Here is a 16140-nt window from a genome sequence, read left to right as displayed (position 1 = left end):
GCAAACGCCCCGACCCGTTCGGGGCGTTTGCGTTTGCGCCCGCTGACTTTCGAGCTTTTTGGTTTACATTACGTGGATGCTCCACCAAAGGCCCGGTGAAGACCTGTCTTCACAAGAGAGCCTCCTCAGCCTGAGCCAATCTGTGCGCACCGAACCGCGTGACCTCTTGCAACAGATTGCTCGCCCCTAACCATGCAATGAACAGGCGGGCGTGCCCATGATTACCCTGAAACTCAACGGCCAAGACCATCAACTGGACGTCACCGAAGATATGCCGCTGTTGTGGGCGATTCGCGATGCAGCGGGCTACAACGGCACCAAGTTCGGTTGCGGCATGGGCCTGTGCGGTGCCTGCACCATTCATATCGACGGTGCGCCCGCACGCAGTTGCATCACCCCGATCGGTGCGGTCAAAGGCCAAGCCATCAGCACCATCGACAACCTGCACACCGATCCTGTCGGCCAGGTGGTGCAGCAAGCCTGGCTCGACACCGCCGTCGCCCAATGTGGCTATTGCCAGGGCGGGCAGATCATGTCGGCCACCGCGTTGCTGAAAACCCACCCCAACCCCAGCGATGAACAGATCGAAGAGGCCATGGTCGGCAACATCTGCCGCTGCGGCACCTACAACCGCATCAAGACCGCGATCCGTCAGGCGGCCACGCACCTGGGGGCCAAGGCATGAGCCGGTTACCCGCTGATTTCGTCCTGAATAACCTTAGTCGTCGCGGCTTTCTCAAAGGCGCGGGCGCCACCGGTGTGCTGGTGATCGCCGCCAGCTGGGGTTTGCCTGACGCCTTCGCGGCTGATGCGGTCAAGCAATATGGCGGCGATGCAATGCCCCATGGGCTGATCGACGACCCCAAGGTCTACGTCAGCATCGCCACCGACGGCACGGTGACCGTGGTCTGCAACCGTTCGGAGATGGGCCAGGGCGTGCGCACCAGTCTCAGCCTGGTGGTGGCCGATGAGCTGGAGGCCGATTGGGCCAAGGTGAAGGTCCAGCAAGCGCCGGGTGATGAGGTGCGTTATGGCAACCAGGACACCGACGGCTCGCGCAGCATGCGCCATTGGTACGAGCCGATGCGGCGTTGCGGCGCCAGTGTGCGGGCGATGCTGGAGCAGGCCGCTGCCGAGCAGTGGAAGGTCCCGGTCAGCGAGTGCCGTGCGCAATTGCACAAGGTGATCCACCAACCGAGCGGTCGTGAACTGGGCTATGGCGAGTTGGCCACTGCGGCCGGTGCGCTGGCCGTTCCCGCACGCGACAGCCTGCGGCTCAAGCAGCCGACGGAATTTCGCTATATCGGCAAAGAAGGCGTCAAGGCCATCGATGGCGTCGACATCGTCAACGGCAGCGCCGTCTACGGTGCCGACGTGCATTTCGACGGCATGCTCTACGCCACCATCGCACGGCCGAAGGTATATGGCGGCAAGGTCAAATCCTTCGATGCCAGTGCCGCGATGAAAGTCCCTGGCGTGATCAAGGTGCTGGAAATCGAAAGCCGGCCGATCCCCTCCGAATTCCAGCCCCTCGGTGGCGTGGCCGTGGTGGCCAGCAATACCTGGGCGGCGATCAAGGGTCGTGACGCGCTGAACATCGTGTGGGACGACGGCGTCAACGCCGGCTACAACTCCGTCGATTACCGCAAGGAGCTGGAGGCCGCCGCCCGCCAGCCCGGCAAAGTGGTGCGCAACACCGGCACCCTCGACCAGGCCATGGGCGATGCCGACAGCACCTTGGAGGCCGCCTACTACCTGCCGCACCTGGCGCAGTCGCCGATGGAGCCGATGGTCGCCGTCGCCCGTTTCGACAAGGGCCAGTGCGAAGCCTGGGCGCCGAGCCAGGCACCGCAAGTCACTCGCGAGCGTATCGCTGAGCGCCTGGGCGTGCCCTTCGATAACGTCACGGTGCACGTGACCTTGCTGGGCGGTGGCTTCGGGCGCAAATCCAAGCCGGACTTCATCATCGAAGCCGCCGTGCTGGCCAAACAATTTCCGGGCAAAGCCGTGCGCGTACAGTGGACCCGTGAAGACGATATCCACAATTCCTACTTTCATACCGTGTCCGCCGAATACCTCAAAGCCGGCCTGAATAAAGACGGCCTGCCTGCCGCCTGGCTGCACCGCACGGTAGCGCCGAGCATTACCGCGCTGTTCGCGCCGGGCATGAACCACGAAGCGGCATTCGAACTGGGCATGGGCTTTACCAATATGGCCTACGCCATCCCCAACGTGCGCCTGGAAAACCCTGAAGCGGCGGCGCATACCCGTGTGGGTTGGTACCGTTCGGTGTCAAACATTCCCCACGGTTTTGCCATCCAGAGTTTTGTCGATGAGCTGGCGCACAAGGCCGGCCAGGACCCGTTGCAGTACCAGCTCAAGTTGCTCGGCCCGGACCGTCAGATCGATCCGAAAACCTTGAGCGACGAGTGGAACTACGGCGAATCCCCCGAGCGTTACCCGATCGACACCGCGCGCCTGCGTGGCGTACTGGAAACTGCCGCCAAAGCCGCCGGCTGGGGGCGCAAGCTACCCAAGGGGCGTGGGCTGGGGCTGGCGGTGCACTACAGTTTCGTCACCTATGTGGCAGCGGTGATCGAGGTGGAAGTCAAAGACGACGGTACGCTGATTGTGCACAAGGCCGATATCGCCGTGGACTGCGGCCCGCAGATCAACCCGGAACGCATCCGCTCGCAGTTCGAGGGCGCGTGTGTGATGGGCCTGGGCAACGCGGTGCTGGGCGAGATCAGCTTCAAGGACGGTAAGGTCCAGCAGGACAATTTTCATATGTACGAAGTGGCGCGCATGTCCCTGGCGCCCAGGCAGATCGCCGTGCACCTGGTGACTCCGACCGGCGAGGTGCCGTTGGGCGGTGTCGGCGAGCCCGGCGTACCGCCGATTGCGCCGGCGTTGTGCAACGCGATCTTCGCGGCGACCGGCCAGCGCATCCGTAACCTGCCGGTACGCTATCAATTGCAGGGTTGGCAGGAGGCGAAGGCCTGATGGACAGTGTGGATCTGAATGTGTTGCGCAGCGTGCTGCAATGGCGCCGCGCCGGGCACCGCGTGATGTTGTACAGCGTGGTGCAGACGTGGGGCAGCGCGCCGCGCCCACCGGGGGCGATGTTGGCCTTGCGCGGCGACGGGGTGGTGATTGGCTCGGTGTCCGGCGGCTGCATCGAGGACGACTTGATCGCACGCCTGCAGGATGGCCGTTTACCCGCCGACGGCCCGCCCGTGCAGCTGGTGACCTACGGCGTTACTCGCGATGAGGCGGCGCGTTTCGGCCTGCCTTGCGGCGGCACGTTGCGCCTGACCGAAGAACGGGTGGACGAGTGGGCCTGGGTGGAGCAATTGCTGGCGCGCTGCGAGGATCATCAGATTGTCGCGCGGGAGCTGAACCTGGCCACCGGCAAAGTGACCCTCAGCCCTGCGAGCAAGACCGATCTGGTGACCTTTGACGAGCAGCGCCTGCGCGCCATCTATGGGCCGCGCTGGCGTCTGCTGCTGATCGGCGCTGGGCAACTGTCGCGCTACGTCGCGGAAATGGCGCGCCTGCTCGACTTCGAAGTGCTGATCTGTGACCCGCGCGAAGAGTTTGTCTACGGTTGGGAAGAACAACACGGCCGCTTCGTGCCGGGCATGCCCGATGAAGCGGTGCTGAATATCCAGACCGACGAACGCACGGCGATTGTCTGCCTGACCCACGACCCGCGCCTGGACGACATGGCGTTGCTCACGGCGTTGAATTCCAGCGCGTTCTACATTGGCGCCCTGGGCTCGCGGGTCAATACGCTGAAACGTCGGGAAAACCTGGCGGCGCTGGGCTTGTCGGCGGAGGCGATTGCGCGTTTGCATGGCCCCATCGGTTTGCACATCGGCAGCCATACGCCGGCGGAAATCGCACTGTCGCTCATGGCGGAAATCGTCGCGATCAAGAACGGCGTGGCGCCCCTGCAGAAAAAGCCGCTGCCGGTGGCTGCCCAGTGACAGTGACGGCAATAGTGCTGGCGGCGGGGCAGGGCAGTCGCTTCCGTGCTGAGGCCGGCGCCGACCGGGATAAATTGCTGGCCGATTGCGTCGGCCTGGACGGCGTGACACGAGCGGTTATCGAGCAGGTGTTGGTGAACCTTCCGGCGACGCTTGTTGAGCGTTGGGTGGTGACTTCACCGGAACGCCTTGAGGTGATTCAGTTGGCAGAGGCACATGGTTCTAAGGTCCTGCTGCTGGAATCGGCCGGTATGGGCGATAGCATTGCCGCCGCTGTCACGGCCAGTGCTTCGGCAGAGGGCTGGCTAGTGGTACTGGGGGATATGCCGTTTATTCGTTCCGCGACGATCGAGCGTGTGCTGGCAGATCCGGGAAGCATCACTGTGCCGGTGCATGCCGGACAGTATGGGCATCCAGTCGCTTTCGGCCGTGTATTTGGGCCTGCATTGATGGCATTGGCCGGCGACCGTGGCGCGAAGGCTTTGTTTGCACTGGCACAGGTGCGAGGCGTGCCGGTGGATGATCCTGGCGTGCTATGGGATGTGGATGTGCCGCAACAGTTGAGTTTCAGCGCCGACTGAATGTGGAAGGGGGCTTGCTCCCGATAGCGGTATGTCAGCTCATGGAGGTGTTGGCTGATCCACCGCTATCGGGAGCAAGCCCCTCCCACCTTTGAACAGCCGTGTGTTCGATTTTTTTGCAAAAAAAAGCCCCACCTGATTGCTCAGGCGGGGCTTTTTAATAGCCGATGGAATCAGACGAGGGGTTTAGGCTCGTGCTCTTCTTCCTGGGCCTTTTGCTCTAACGCTGCAGCAGCGGCGGCAGCCTCGGCTTCCTTGCGGCGACGACGCACTTCACGTGGGTCGTTCGGCGCACGGCCGTTTTCAGTCAGGGCGCTTGCCGGTGCAGCTTCAACCACCGGAGCAGCGACTTCGGCTACCACCGGGGCTTCCACGACTGGCGCAGGCTCTACGACCGCCGTTGGCTCGAACACAGGGGCCGGCTCAACCACTGGGGAAGGCTCGGCAACCACGACTTCGGCAACCGGAGTTGGCGCTTCCTCTACCACCGGCGCGGGCGCAGGCGCTTCAACCGGGGCGGCAGGTTCGGCGGACCATTGGAAGGCGGTCTGTTCTTCGCGAACTTCACGCACGGCCGGGGCGGCTTCTTCGGCAGCCGGTGTTTCAACCACAGTTTCTTCAGCTGCAGCTTCAACCACTGGCTCAGGCTCGACGACCGGGGCGACTTCAACGGCAACCACTTCGGTCACGGGTTGAGCGTCGCGAACCGGTGCCACTTCCACTTCCGGAACCACTGGGGTTTCGATTGGGGTAGTGGCTTCCACCACCGGTGCTTCAACCACTGGAGTCTCGGCAACGGGTGCTTCTACTGCAGCGGTCTCTTCGAAAGCAGCAGTCTCTTCGACAGCGGCGGTAGCGCGTTCAGCCTGCTCATGAGCCTGGGCTTCAGCCGGTGCGCTGATGACCGAGCTGGCCACGGCGGCAGTCACGGCCAGGCCGGCAGCCAGTTCGTCACCGGTCGGTTCGTGATTGCCAGCTTCTGCGTGCTCGCCGGCTTCTTCCGAACCTTCGATCACGTTGCCGTTGGCATCACGTTGACGCTCACGACGGTTGCTGCGACGACGCTGACCACGGGAACGGCGGCGTGGACGATCGCCTTCGGCGTTGTCCTGGCCATCTTCCTGCAGTTGCTCTTCGCCGGTCAGCACTTCTTCTTCGCTGGCGGCAGCGGCTTGTTCGGCGCGCGGTTGACGCTCTTCACGCGGAGCACGTGGTTGACGTTCCTCACGTGGCGCGCGTTCTTCACGCGGCTGGCGAGCCGGGCGTTCTTCGGTGGTTGCGGCGGCGGCTGCGGCAACGGCAGGTGCCGCGTCCAGAGGCTCGCGCAGTTCGCGCACACGTTCTTCACGCTCGCCGCGCGGCTTGCGATCTTCACGCGGGGCACGTGGGGTACGCGGTGCACGCTCCTCGCGAGGTGCGCGTTCTTCACGGGCTACGGTCGGGGTTTCTTCACGGGCTTCGCGAGGTGCACGCTCTTCACGTGGCGCGCGTTCTTCACGCGGAGCACGTTCTTCGCGCGGCTTGCGCTCTTCGTCGCGGCGACCGTTGCGGTTACGGCTCTGCTGACGACCGTTGCGACGCTCTTCGTTGCGCGCAGGGCGTTCGGCGGCGGTTTTTTCAACCACAACCGGCGCGGCGGGCTCTTCCTTGGTGGCGAACAGGCTGACCAGGGATTTCACCAGGCCTTTGAACAGGCTTGGCTCAGGCAAGGCGGCCGGTGCGGCAACCGGAGCGGCGGCTTCAACCGGAACCGGTGCGTTGGCACGGGCCGGCGCGGTCTTCACAGCGGCTTCCTGGCGGACCAGGGTGCGGGTCGCAGCGGCTGGCTGGACTTCTTCCACTTCGGCAGCGGCAGCAGCGATTTCGTAGCTGGACTGGCCGCTGTGGGCTTCCGGGCTGTCATCGCGCAGGCGCTGCACTTCGAAGTGCGGCGTCTCGAGGTGATCGTTCGGCAGGATGACGATACGGGCGCGAGTACGCAGTTCGATCTTGGTGATCGAGTTGCGTTTTTCGTTGAGCAGGAAGGCCGCAACCGGAATCGGCACTTGTGCGCGAACTTCGGCGGTGCGGTCTTTCAGGGCTTCTTCTTCAATCAGTCGCAGGATCGCGAGCGACAGCGATTCAACGTCACGGATGATGCCGGTGCCGTTGCAACGCGGGCAAACGATGCCGCTGCTTTCACCCAGAGACGGGCGCAGGCGCTGACGGGACATTTCCAGCAGGCCGAAGCGCGAGATGCGGCCGACCTGCACGCGGGCACGGTCAGCTTCCAGGCATTCGCGGACTTTCTCTTCCACGGCGCGCTGGTTCTTGGCCGGGGTCATGTCGATGAAGTCGATCACGATCAGGCCGCCGATATCACGCAGGCGCAGCTGGCGGGCGATTTCTTCAGCCGCTTCCAGGTTGGTCTGCAGGGCGGTTTCTTCGATGTCGCTACCCTTCGTGGCGCGCGCCGAGTTGATGTCGATGGACACCAGGGCTTCGGTCGGGTCGATCACGATGGAGCCGCCGGAAGGCAGTTCGACTACGCGCTGGAAAGCGGTCTCGATCTGGCTTTCGATCTGGAAACGGTTGAACAGCGGAACGCTGTCTTCGTACAGCTTGATCTTGCTGGCGTACTGCGGCATCACCTGGCGGATGAAGGTCAGGGCTTCGTCCTGGGCTTCAACGCTGTCGATCAGCACTTCGCCGATGTCCTGGCGCAGGTAATCGCGGATGGCGCGGATGATCACGTTGCTTTCCTGGTAGATCAGGAAGGGCGCGGAGCGATCCAGGGACGCTTCTTTGATGGCGGTCCACAGCTGCAGCAGGTAGTCGAGGTCCCACTGCATTTCTTCGCTGCTGCGGCCCAGGCCTGCGGTGCGCACGATCAGGCCCATGTCGGCCGGAGCGATCAAGCCGTTGAGCGCTTCACGCAGTTCGTTGCGCTCTTCGCCTTCGATGCGACGGGAAATACCGCCGGCACGCGGGTTGTTCGGCATCAGCACCAGGTAACGGCCAGCCAGGCTGATGAAGGTGGTCAGGGCGGCGCCCTTGTTGCCACGTTCTTCTTTCTCGACCTGAACGATGACTTCCTGGCCTTCGCTCAGGACGTCCTTGATGTTCACCCGGCCTTCGGGGCCTTCTTGAAGTATTCGCGGGAGATTTCTTTGAGGGGCAGGAAGCCGTGGCGCTCGGAGCCGAAATCGACAAAGGCAGCCTCAAGGCTAGGTTCGATGCGAGTAATACGGCCTTTATAGATGTTGGCCTTCTTTTGCTCGCGGGCACCGGATTCGATATCCAGGTCGTAGAGGCGTTGGCCATCTACCAGTGCAACACGCAACTCTTCGGGTTGGGTTGCGTTAATCAGCATTCTTTTCATGTTGTACCGTCGGTTTCCGGGCTGCCGGAAACGGCGTTCGGCACACACGACTTCTCACGGTCGGTGTCAGGTGCGTCAAGAGTGGTTGGCCACTCCAGTGTCCAGCAAAACCTGCCAATTGGGCGGGTATCGCGACGGACGCGTCCTGCTTGTTAGCGGTGGTGACAAAGGCACCACTTCAACAAAAGCTAAGGTCAGGAGGAGGAATCAACCGGCGACTGTGGACGAGATGAAGCGTCTAAATATAAGCCTAGTGCTACACGGTCCGACGGTTGTGCATCTCCACCCTACACGTATCCCTGATAATTCGGGTGCTGCCGCGCGCAGAATCCGCAGCGGGTTGGCATTTACCGTGTTCTCCAATGGGGAGTCCACGCTCATGGCTAAACAAGACTAGGTGTGGGCGATTGCGCTCGCACTCAGCTCTTAACAGGCGTTGTTTCCGAAGCATTCGCCATGGTCTGGCCCGAGACTGACTGCACTTTGTGAACTGGCCGTAAATATCGGCGCGCAAGGCGAGTATTCACTCTGCTTTGCGCACTCGCTTCAGGCCTCATGTCACCTGCGCTTGTTACAATCTCAAGCCTTCCAAGGTGGCGAACGCCCCGTAGGACGGCCTCGCGTCCTGATGAATTGCGATGGTCAGGGCCGGCAGTTTGCCGCAAGTCCTCTGTCCAGGCCGCTTTTGGCGGCGTTCGCGACTATAGCAGCAATGATTAAGTGCTTCAATTCCATAAAAAATTGTTATCATCGCCGCCATGACGACTACCGCCCCCCAGACCCCCAGCGTCCAGCTGCTCGAGGTCTCGCCGGAATATGCCGGCCAACGCATCGATAATTTTCTCCTGGCCAGGCTCAAAGGCGTGCCCAAGACCTTGATTTACCGCATCTTGCGCAAAGGCGAGGTGCGCGTGAACAAAGGCCGGATCAAGCCCGAGTACAAGTTGCAGGCGGGCGATATCGTCCGGGTGCCGCCAGTGCGTGTGCCCGAGCGCGACGAGCCGGTGCCGTTGGCCCAGGGCCTGCTGCAGCGCCTGGAAGCCTCGATCGTGTTCGAAGATAACAAACTCATCGTGATCAACAAACCCTGCGGCATTGCCGTTCACGGCGGCAGCGGCCTGACGTTCGGCGTGATCGAAGCCTTTCGTCAGCTGCGCCCGGATGCCAAGGAGCTGGAGCTGGTCCACCGACTGGACCGCGACACCTCTGGCCTGTTGATGATCGCCAAGAAGCGCAGCATGTTGCGCCACCTGCACACCGCCCTGCGTGGCGATGGCGTAGACAAACGCTACATGGCGCTGGTGCGTGGTAACTGGGCCAGTTCGATCAAGAGCGTGCGAGCGCCGTTGCAGAAAAGCAACCTGCGCTCCGGTGAACGTATGGTGGAAGTGGACGAGGAGGGCAAAGAGGCCCTGACCCTGTTCAAGGTGCTGCGCCGCTTCGGCGACTTCGCCACCCTGGTCGAGGCCAAGCCGGTCACCGGGCGTACTCACCAGATTCGCGTGCACACCCTGCACGCTGGCCATTGCATTGCCGGTGATACCAAATACGGCGACGAGGATTTCTCCAAAGAAATTCGCGACCTGGGCGGCAAGCGCCTGTTCCTGCACGCCTACATGCTGACCGTGCCGCTGCCCGATGGCGGTGAGTTGAAGTTGCAGGCGCCAGTCGACGAGATGTGGGCCAAGACCGTGGAGCGTTTGAGTGTCGCGCCTTGATTACAAGCTGCTGATCTTCGACTGGGATGGAACGCTGGCCAACTCCATAGGGCGGATTGTCGAGTCGATGCACATGGCCTCGACCCGTTCCGGCTTCGAGCCGTGCAGCGACCTGGCGGTCAAGGGCATCATCGGCCTGGGCTTGCCCGAGGCCATCCGCACCCTGTACCCACTGATCGACGACTCGCAGCTGATCGCGTTTCGACAGCACTACGCGGATCACTATATCGCCCTGGAAGCAGAGCCTTCCCCGCTGTTCGACGGTGTGAGGCAATCCCTGGAGGCGTTCCGTGCTCAGGGCTACTACCTCGCCGTGGCCACCGGCAAGGCCCGGCGCGGGCTTGACCGCGTGCTCAAGGCACATGGCTGGGACGATTATTTCGACATCACCCGTGCCGCGGATGAAACCGCCAGCAAACCCCACCCTCTGATGCTGGAGCAGATCCTGGCTCACTGCGGGGTAGCGCCGCGCCAGGCACTGATGGTGGGGGACGCGTCCTTCGACCTGATGATGGCGCGCAATGCGGGCATGGACAGCGTGGCGGTCAGCTACGGCGCCCAGGCGGCCGAAGCCTTGCAGCAATATGAGCCCAGGCTGACGATCGATCATTTTTCTGAACTGCAGGCCTGGCTCGGTCGGGCTCAATAAGTCTTTGCTGGGGTTAATGGCATGAGTGACGAGTGGAAAGCGCCTGAAAAGGCCGATAGCAGCGACGACAAAAGCTGGAAGTTGCTGGAAAAGACCTTGTTGGCCAGCGTGCAGGAGCAGCGTCGTTCACGGCGTTGGGGGATTTTCTTCAAGCTGCTGACCTTCGTGTATCTGTTGGGCATGCTGGCGTTGTTCAGCCCGCTGATGGACATGGAAAAAAGCGCCACCCGTGGCAGCCACTACACCGCCTTGATCGAAGTGCGCGGGGTGATTGCCGACAAGGAGCCCGCCAGCGCCGACAATATCGTCAGCAGCTTGCGCGCTGCGTTTGAAGACCCCAAGGTCAAAGGCGTGGTCCTGCGCATCAATAGCCCCGGTGGCAGCCCGGTGCAGTCGGGTTATGTGTATGACGAGATTCGCCGTCTGCGCGCTCTGCATCCAGATACCAAGCTGTATGCGGTGATCTCGGACCTGGGGGCCTCGGGTGCCTATTACATCGCCAGCGCTGCCGACCAGATCTATGCGGACAAGGCCAGCCTGGTCGGCTCTATTGGCGTGACGGCGGCCGGCTACGGTTTTGTCGGCACCATGGAAAAGCTGGGCGTGGAGCGTCGCACCTACACGTCGGGGGAGCACAAGGCGTTCCTCGACCCGTTCCAGCCGCAAAAGGCTGATGAAACGCAGTTCTGGCAGGGCGTGCTCGATACCACCCATCGTCAGTTCATTGCCAGCGTCAAGCAAGGGCGTGGCGATCGGCTGAAGGACAAGGACCATCCAGAGCTGTTCTCCGGCCTCGTGTGGTCGGGTGAGCAAGCGCTGCCGCTGGGCTTGATCGACGGTCTGGGCAGTGCCAGTTCGGTAGCACGGGATGTGATTGGCGAGAAGGAACTGGTGGATTTTACGGTTGAGGAATCGCCGTTTGACCGCTTCTCCAAAAAGCTCGGCGCCAGTGTGGCTGAGAAGCTGGCCTTGTATATGGGCTTCCAGGGCCCGACCCTGCGCTGATCTCTCAAAGTAAATGCAGGACAAAATGTGGGAGGGGGCTTGCTCCCGATTGCGGTGGGCCAGCTACAGATAAGCTGACTGATCCACTGCTATCGGGAGCAAGCCCCCTCCCACATTGGTTTTGTGGTGCTTTTAGGGGACTTGCACACCTTCCGCCAGCAGCATATCTACCAGGCGAATCAGCGGCAGGCCCACAAGGCTGGTCGCATCCGGCCCTTCGGTGCTCTGGAACAGGCTCACGCCCAGGCCTTCGGCCTTGAAGCTGCCCGCGCAGTCATACGGCTGCTCGACCCGCAGGTAGCGTTCGATGCGTTCAACGCTCAGTTCGCGCATGTGCACCGTAAAAGGGATGCAGTCGACCTGGCAGTGCCCGGTATCGCTATTGAGCAGCGCCAGTCCGGTGAGGAAGCTCACACGCTTGCCGCTGGCTGCCAGCAATTGCTCGCGGGCGTTTTCGAAGGTGTGCGGCTTGCCGATAATCCGTCCTTCAAGCGCAGCCACCTGATCCGAACCGATGATCAGGTGTCCGGGATGGCTGGCGGCGAGGGCGCGCGCTTTCTCTTCGGCCAGGCGCTTGACCAGCGCAATGGCGGATTCATCCGGGCGATGGCTTTCATCGATATCCGGTGCGCCGCAGGTGAACGGCAAGTGCAGGCGGCTCAGTAATTCCCGGCGATAAACCGAGCTGGACGCAAGTAATAAAGGCAGCATGGACGTCTCCTCAAGGCAGCCGCAGATTCTAGCGGCGTGACCGGCTGACGCACAGGGCTGAATTTCCTTTGACATGGCTGGGGGCATCCCTATAATGCTGCGCCTATGTTGAATGACCCGATTCCACCTCACGTTGACCCGCGCAAATTGGCTGATCGTGGCACTTCCCTTCAAGGTGAATTGCCGCTGGCCGATTTGGAGAGACTCTGCGACTCGCTTTCCGACACTGTCGGTGCGGTCCAGGCCAAATTCGTTTTTGAACGAGATGAACGTAAGTCTGTGGTAATCCACAGTTTTATCGACACCGAAGTCAAGATGGTTTGCCAGCGTTGTCTTGAGCTGGTCACCCTGCCGATCCACAGCGAATGCAGTTATGCCGTGGTGAAGGAGGGTGCGAATACCCAGTCGTTGCCGAAAGGTTATGACGTGCTGGAACTGGGCGAAGATCCTTTGGATCTGCATGCACTGATCGAGGAGGAGCTTTTGCTCGCCTTGCCCATTGTGCCTGCTCATCATCCGGAAGAATGCCAGCAGCCGGCGGGTCTCGATGACGAGCCCGAACCGAGCGAGGACGAGGTAACGCGGTCCAACCCGTTCAGTGTATTGGCGCAGTTAAAGCGTGACCCAAACGTTTAGGAGTTAATCAATTATGGCTGTTCAGCAGAACAAAAAATCCCGCTCTGCCCGTGACATGCGTCGTTCGCACGATGCCCTGACGGCAAGCACTCTGTCTGTAGAAAAAACCACCGGTGAAATTCACCTGCGTCACCACGTATCGCCAGAAGGCGTTTACCGTGGCCGTAAAGTGATCGACAAGGGCGCTGACGAGTAATCACTTGTCTGCTCAAGTCATCGCGATTGACGCAATGGGCGGGGACTTCGGTCCCCGCAGCATTGTTCAGGCCTGCATTGCCAGCCTGTCTGCAACGCCCTCGCTGCACCTGACCCTCGTCGGTCAACCCTCCCTTCTTGAAGAACTGATTGCCAGCCATCCGGCGGTGGATCGTGCGCGCCTGACGGTTACAGCGGCCAGCGAAGCCATCACCATGGACGAAAAACCGGCAGCGGCCCTGCGCGGCAAGCCCGACTCGTCCATGCGCGTGGCGTTGCAATTGCTGCGCGACGGCAAGGTGCAAGCCTGTGTCAGTGCCGGCAATACGGGCGCGCTGATGGCTCTGTCGCGGCATGTGCTCAAGACGCTGCCGGGCATCGACCGGCCGGCGATGGTGGCGGCGATTCCGACGCAGAAAGGTTATTGCCAGTTGCTGGACCTGGGGGCGAACGTCGACTGCAGTGCCGAGCACCTGTTCCAGTTCGCCGTGATGGGCTCGGTGGCGGCCGAAGCGCTGGGCGTGGTACGGCCACGCGTAGCCTTGCTGAACATCGGCACCGAAGACATCAAGGGCAACCAGCAGGTCAAGCTCGCCGCTGCGTTGCTGCAGGGCGCGCGAGGCTTGAACTACATCGGCTTTGTCGAAGGTGACGGTTTGTACCGGGGCGAAGCGGATGTGGTGGTGTGCGATGGGTTCGTCGGCAATATCCTGCTCAAATCCAGCGAAGGCCTGGCGACCATGATCGCCACGCGCATTGAAGCACTGTTCAAACAGAACCTGCTGTCGCGTGCTGTCGGCGCCCTGGCGCTGCCATTGATGCGCCGTCTGCAGGCCGACCTGGCCCCGGCCAGGCACAATGGCGCGAGTTTTCTGGGTTTGCAGGGCATTGTGGTGAAAAGCCACGGTTCGGCTGGTGTGGAAGGTTTTCAAAGTGCCATTGCGCGGGCCGTGATCGAGATTCAGGAAAACCTGCCGCAACGTTTGCACGGCCGTCTCGAGGATCTGTTGCCTTAGGCGAATTGGCCCGGGAGTGCTTAAATGTGACCGGCCAGTTCAATTGACCATCCAATCTGTCAGTTTCGTGCGCTCCCACCGTAGGGGCGCCTCTTTCCGACGACAAGATCATTAGGGGCTTGTTACATGTCTACATCCCTCGCATTCGTCTTTCCAGGGCAGGGTTCGCAGTCCCTCGGCATGTTGGCCGAGCTGGGCGCGCAATACCCGCTGATCCTGGACACCTTCAAGGAAGCTTCCGACGCACTGGGTTACGACCTGTGGGCGTTGACCCAGCAGGGGCCGGAAGAGCAACTCAATCAAACCGATAAGACCCAGCCGGCCATCCTGACCGCTTCGATCGCCCTGTGGCGCTTGTGGCTGGCCGAAGGCGGCGCGCGCCCGGCGTTCGTTGCCGGCCACAGCCTGGGCGAATACAGCGCGCTGGTCGCGGCGGGCAGCCTGACCCTCGCTGAAGCGGTCAAACTGGTCGAGCGTCGTGGTCAATTGATGCAGGAAGCCGTTCCGGCCGGGCAGGGCGGCATGGCCGCTATCCTGGGCCTGGACGACGCCGTGGTGATCGAAGCCTGTGCCGAAGCGGCCCAGGGCGAAGTGGTCAGCGCGGTCAACTTCAACTCCCCTGGTCAAGTGGTTATCGCCGGTGCAAAGGCGGCGGTCGAACGCGCCATCGAAGGCTGCAAGGCGCGTGGCGCCAAGCGTGCGCTGCCGTTGCCGGTCAGCGTGCCGTCGCACTGCGAACTGATGCGCCCGGCCGCCGAGCGTTTTGCCGAGTCTATCGCTGCCATCAACTGGCAGGCGCCGCAGATCCCGCTGGTGCAGAACGTCAGCGCGGCGGTTGCCCCTGACCTCGACACCCTCAAGCGCGACCTGCTGGAGCAGCTCTACAAGCCAGTACGCTGGGTGGAATCGGTGCAGACCCTGGCCGCCAACGGCGCCACCGAGCTGGTCGAGTGCGGTCCGGGCAAAGTCCTGGCCGGCCTGAACAAGCGCTGCGCCGACGGTGTGTCGACTGCCAACCTCAATACCCCTGAAGCCTTCGCTGCCGCTCGCGGCACTGGCCTGAACGCTTAATCCCGATTTTGTACTTAGGAGAAGCCTGCATGAGTCTGCAAGGTAAAGTTGCACTGGTTACCGGCGCAAGCCGTGGCATCGGCCAGGCCATCGCCCTGGAGCTGGGCCGTCAGGGCGCCGTTGTGATCGGCACCGCCACTTCCGCTTCGGGCGCCGAGCGTATCGCCGCGACCCTCAAGGAAAACGGCGTGCAGGGCACGGGCCTCGAGCTGAATGTGACCAGTGATGCGTCCGTGGCGGCCGTGCTGGCTGAGATCACCGCTCAGTTCGGTGCGCCGGCGATTCTGGTGAACAATGCCGGTATCACCCGCGATAACCTGATGATGCGCATGAAAGACGACGAATGGTACGACGTGGTCGATACCAACCTGAACAGTCTGTTCCGCCTGTCCAAGGGCGTTTTGCGCGGCATGACCAAGGCGCGTTGGGGCCGAATTATCAATATTGGCTCCGTAGTGGGTGCCATGGGCAACGCCGGCCAAGTAAACTACGCCTCCGCCAAGGCCGGTCTGGAAGGTTTCAGCCGTGCACTGGCGCGTGAAGTCGGTTCGCGGTCGATTACGGTAAACTCGGTGGCCCCAGGGTTCATCGACACCGATATGACCCGCGAACTGCCGGAAGCACAGCGTGAAGCCTTGCTGACGCAGATTCCGCTGGGCCGTCTGGGCCAGGCTCAAGAGATCGCGAATGTGGTCACTTTCCTGGCATCCGACGGTGCGGCATACGTGACTGGGGCTACAATTCCAGTGAACGGCGGGATGTACATGAGTTAAATTGTGACGGATCGCTTCAAAAATATGTCATACGAGCTGTCTAAAATCCGTTATAAAGCTGCAACTTAATTTATAGGCAGGTGGCAGAGCGGGTACAGGGTGAAGCTTTCAGTTGAAAAGCTGAAATGGCTTTCTATACACTTACCCACTGGCCAGCTGCCTGAATTTGTCCATTAGGAGTTAAACAAGGTATGAGCACCATCGAAGAGCGCGTCAAGAAAATCGTTGCCGAGCAACTGGGCGTCAAAGAAGAAGAAGTGACCAACACTGCTTCCTTCGTAGAAGACCTGGGTGCCGATTCCCTTGACACCGTTGAGCTGGTGATGGCTCTGGAAGAGGAATTCGAGACCGAAATCCCGGACGAAGAAGCTGAAAAAATCACTACTGTTCAAGCTGCTATCGACTACGTTACTGCCCACCAGGCGTAATAGTTTG

Annotated in this window: 14 protein-coding genes and 1 pseudogene; 13 read left to right on the top strand and 2 right to left on the bottom strand. The window is 61.6% G+C overall.

What is annotated here, in order from left to right; all coding sequences use genetic code 11:
• Positions 1-217: 217 nt before the first annotated feature.
• From C4J93_RS19945 to C4J93_RS19930, 4 genes are read left to right on the top strand one after another with little or no spacing between them, the layout of a single operon-like run.
• A complete protein-coding gene (locus C4J93_RS19945) occupies positions 218-685 on the top strand; it encodes a (2Fe-2S)-binding protein (protein WP_124364022.1) in 468 nt (155 codons plus the stop codon).
• On the top strand, positions 682-3003 hold the full coding sequence (locus C4J93_RS19940; RefSeq protein ID WP_124430296.1) for a xanthine dehydrogenase family protein molybdopterin-binding subunit: 2322 nt from the start codon (positions 682-684) through the stop codon (positions 3001-3003). The genes C4J93_RS19945 and C4J93_RS19940 overlap by 4 nt, the downstream gene beginning before the upstream one ends.
• On the top strand, positions 3003-3989 hold the full coding sequence (locus C4J93_RS19935; RefSeq protein ID WP_124430295.1) for an XdhC family protein: 987 nt from the start codon (positions 3003-3005) through the stop codon (positions 3987-3989). Before C4J93_RS19940 ends, C4J93_RS19935 begins: the two co-directional genes overlap by 1 nt.
• Positions 3986-4570 (top strand): NTP transferase domain-containing protein, encoded by a 585-nt coding sequence (locus tag C4J93_RS19930; protein ID WP_124430294.1) that lies wholly within the window; start codon positions 3986-3988, stop codon positions 4568-4570. Before C4J93_RS19935 ends, C4J93_RS19930 begins: the two co-directional genes overlap by 4 nt.
• 173 nt (positions 4571-4743) lie before the next feature.
• On the opposite strand, the pseudogene rne reads toward C4J93_RS19930, so the two are convergent.
• Positions 4744-7931 (bottom strand): annotated as a pseudogene (rne, locus tag C4J93_RS19925) (ribonuclease E).
• Positions 7932-8689: 758 nt separating this feature from the next.
• Between rne and rluC the strand changes: the two are divergent.
• From rluC to C4J93_RS19910, 3 genes are read left to right on the top strand one after another with little or no spacing between them, the layout of a single operon-like run.
• Entirely contained in the window at positions 8690-9649 is a 960-nt protein-coding gene (gene rluC / locus C4J93_RS19920; protein WP_032886795.1) for a 23S rRNA pseudouridine(955/2504/2580) synthase RluC, read from the top strand.
• Positions 9636-10298: an HAD-IA family hydrolase gene (locus C4J93_RS19915; RefSeq protein ID WP_124430293.1), complete on the top strand. Its 663-nt coding sequence runs from the start codon at positions 9636-9638 to the stop codon at positions 10296-10298. The genes rluC and C4J93_RS19915 overlap by 14 nt, the downstream gene beginning before the upstream one ends.
• A gap of 21 nt (positions 10299-10319) precedes the next feature.
• Positions 10320-11303 (top strand): S49 family peptidase, encoded by a 984-nt coding sequence (locus C4J93_RS19910; protein ID WP_124407950.1) that lies wholly within the window; start codon positions 10320-10322, stop codon positions 11301-11303.
• A 132-nt stretch (positions 11304-11435) separates the two neighbouring features.
• Here C4J93_RS19910 and C4J93_RS19905 read toward each other — a convergent pair whose 3' ends face one another.
• Positions 11436-12014 (bottom strand): nucleoside triphosphate pyrophosphatase, encoded by a 579-nt coding sequence (locus C4J93_RS19905; RefSeq protein WP_124430292.1) that lies wholly within the window; start codon positions 12012-12014, stop codon positions 11436-11438.
• A 105-nt stretch (positions 12015-12119) separates the two neighbouring features.
• Here C4J93_RS19905 and C4J93_RS19900 point away from each other — a divergent pair, with 105 nt between their 5' ends.
• The 6 genes from C4J93_RS19900 (at position 12120) to acpP (ending at position 16133) form a co-directional block, all read left to right on the top strand.
• Positions 12120-12650: a YceD family protein gene (locus C4J93_RS19900; protein WP_124364014.1), complete on the top strand. Its 531-nt coding sequence runs from the start codon at positions 12120-12122 to the stop codon at positions 12648-12650.
• Between the two features lie 13 nt (positions 12651-12663).
• Positions 12664-12846 (top strand): 50S ribosomal protein L32, encoded by a 183-nt coding sequence (gene rpmF, locus C4J93_RS19895; RefSeq protein WP_008152339.1) that lies wholly within the window; start codon positions 12664-12666, stop codon positions 12844-12846.
• A gap of 4 nt (positions 12847-12850) precedes the next feature.
• Positions 12851-13861 (top strand): phosphate acyltransferase PlsX, encoded by a 1011-nt coding sequence (gene plsX, locus C4J93_RS19890; RefSeq protein ID WP_124430291.1) that lies wholly within the window; start codon positions 12851-12853, stop codon positions 13859-13861.
• Positions 13862-13987: 126 nt separating this feature from the next.
• Positions 13988-14932, top strand: coding sequence for an ACP S-malonyltransferase (fabD, locus tag C4J93_RS19885; protein WP_124368027.1), 945 nt, complete (start codon positions 13988-13990; stop codon positions 14930-14932).
• A 29-nt stretch (positions 14933-14961) separates the two neighbouring features.
• The gene (gene fabG / locus C4J93_RS19880) at positions 14962-15705 is read left to right on the top strand and encodes a 3-oxoacyl-ACP reductase FabG (RefSeq protein ID WP_124368026.1); all 744 of its coding nucleotides are present in this window, start codon (positions 14962-14964) and stop codon (positions 15703-15705) included.
• Positions 15706-15896: 191 nt separating this feature from the next.
• On the top strand, positions 15897-16133 hold the full coding sequence (gene acpP, locus C4J93_RS19875; protein ID WP_010566559.1) for an acyl carrier protein: 237 nt from the start codon (positions 15897-15899) through the stop codon (positions 16131-16133).
• Positions 16134-16140 lie beyond the last annotated feature (7 nt).

This window comes from Pseudomonas sp. R2-37-08W (assembly GCF_003851705.1).
Taxonomy (GTDB): Bacteria; Pseudomonadota; Gammaproteobacteria; order Pseudomonadales; family Pseudomonadaceae; genus Aquipseudomonas.
The sequence above is the reverse complement of the archived record's forward strand: the minus strand, read 5'-3'. Positions and strand labels throughout refer to the sequence as shown.

What these genes read in the sequence shown, in the direction of transcription:
- C4J93_RS19945 (WP_124364022.1), top strand. Translation starts at nt 218, where the DNA reads ATGATTACCCTGAAACTCAACGGCCAAGACCATCAACTGGACGTCACC.
- fabG (WP_124368026.1), top strand. Translation starts at nt 14,962, where the DNA reads ATGAGTCTGCAAGGTAAAGTTGCACTGGTTACCGGCGCAAGCCGTGGC.
- C4J93_RS19910 (WP_124407950.1), top strand. Translation starts at nt 10,320, where the DNA reads ATGAGTGACGAGTGGAAAGCGCCTGAAAAGGCCGATAGCAGCGACGAC.
- rpmF (WP_008152339.1), top strand. Translation starts at nt 12,664, where the DNA reads ATGGCTGTTCAGCAGAACAAAAAATCCCGCTCTGCCCGTGACATGCGT.
- fabD (WP_124368027.1), top strand. Translation starts at nt 13,988, where the DNA reads ATGTCTACATCCCTCGCATTCGTCTTTCCAGGGCAGGGTTCGCAGTCC.
- C4J93_RS19940 (WP_124430296.1), top strand. Translation starts at nt 682, where the DNA reads ATGAGCCGGTTACCCGCTGATTTCGTCCTGAATAACCTTAGTCGTCGC.
- rluC (WP_032886795.1), top strand. Translation starts at nt 8,690, where the DNA reads ATGACGACTACCGCCCCCCAGACCCCCAGCGTCCAGCTGCTCGAGGTC.
- acpP (WP_010566559.1), top strand. Translation starts at nt 15,897, where the DNA reads ATGAGCACCATCGAAGAGCGCGTCAAGAAAATCGTTGCCGAGCAACTG.
- C4J93_RS19905 (WP_124430292.1), bottom strand. Translation starts at nt 12,014, where the DNA reads ATGCTGCCTTTATTACTTGCGTCCAGCTCGGTTTATCGCCGGGAATTA.
- C4J93_RS19935 (WP_124430295.1), top strand. Translation starts at nt 3,003, where the DNA reads ATGGACAGTGTGGATCTGAATGTGTTGCGCAGCGTGCTGCAATGGCGC.
- C4J93_RS19900 (WP_124364014.1), top strand. Translation starts at nt 12,120, where the DNA reads ATGTTGAATGACCCGATTCCACCTCACGTTGACCCGCGCAAATTGGCT.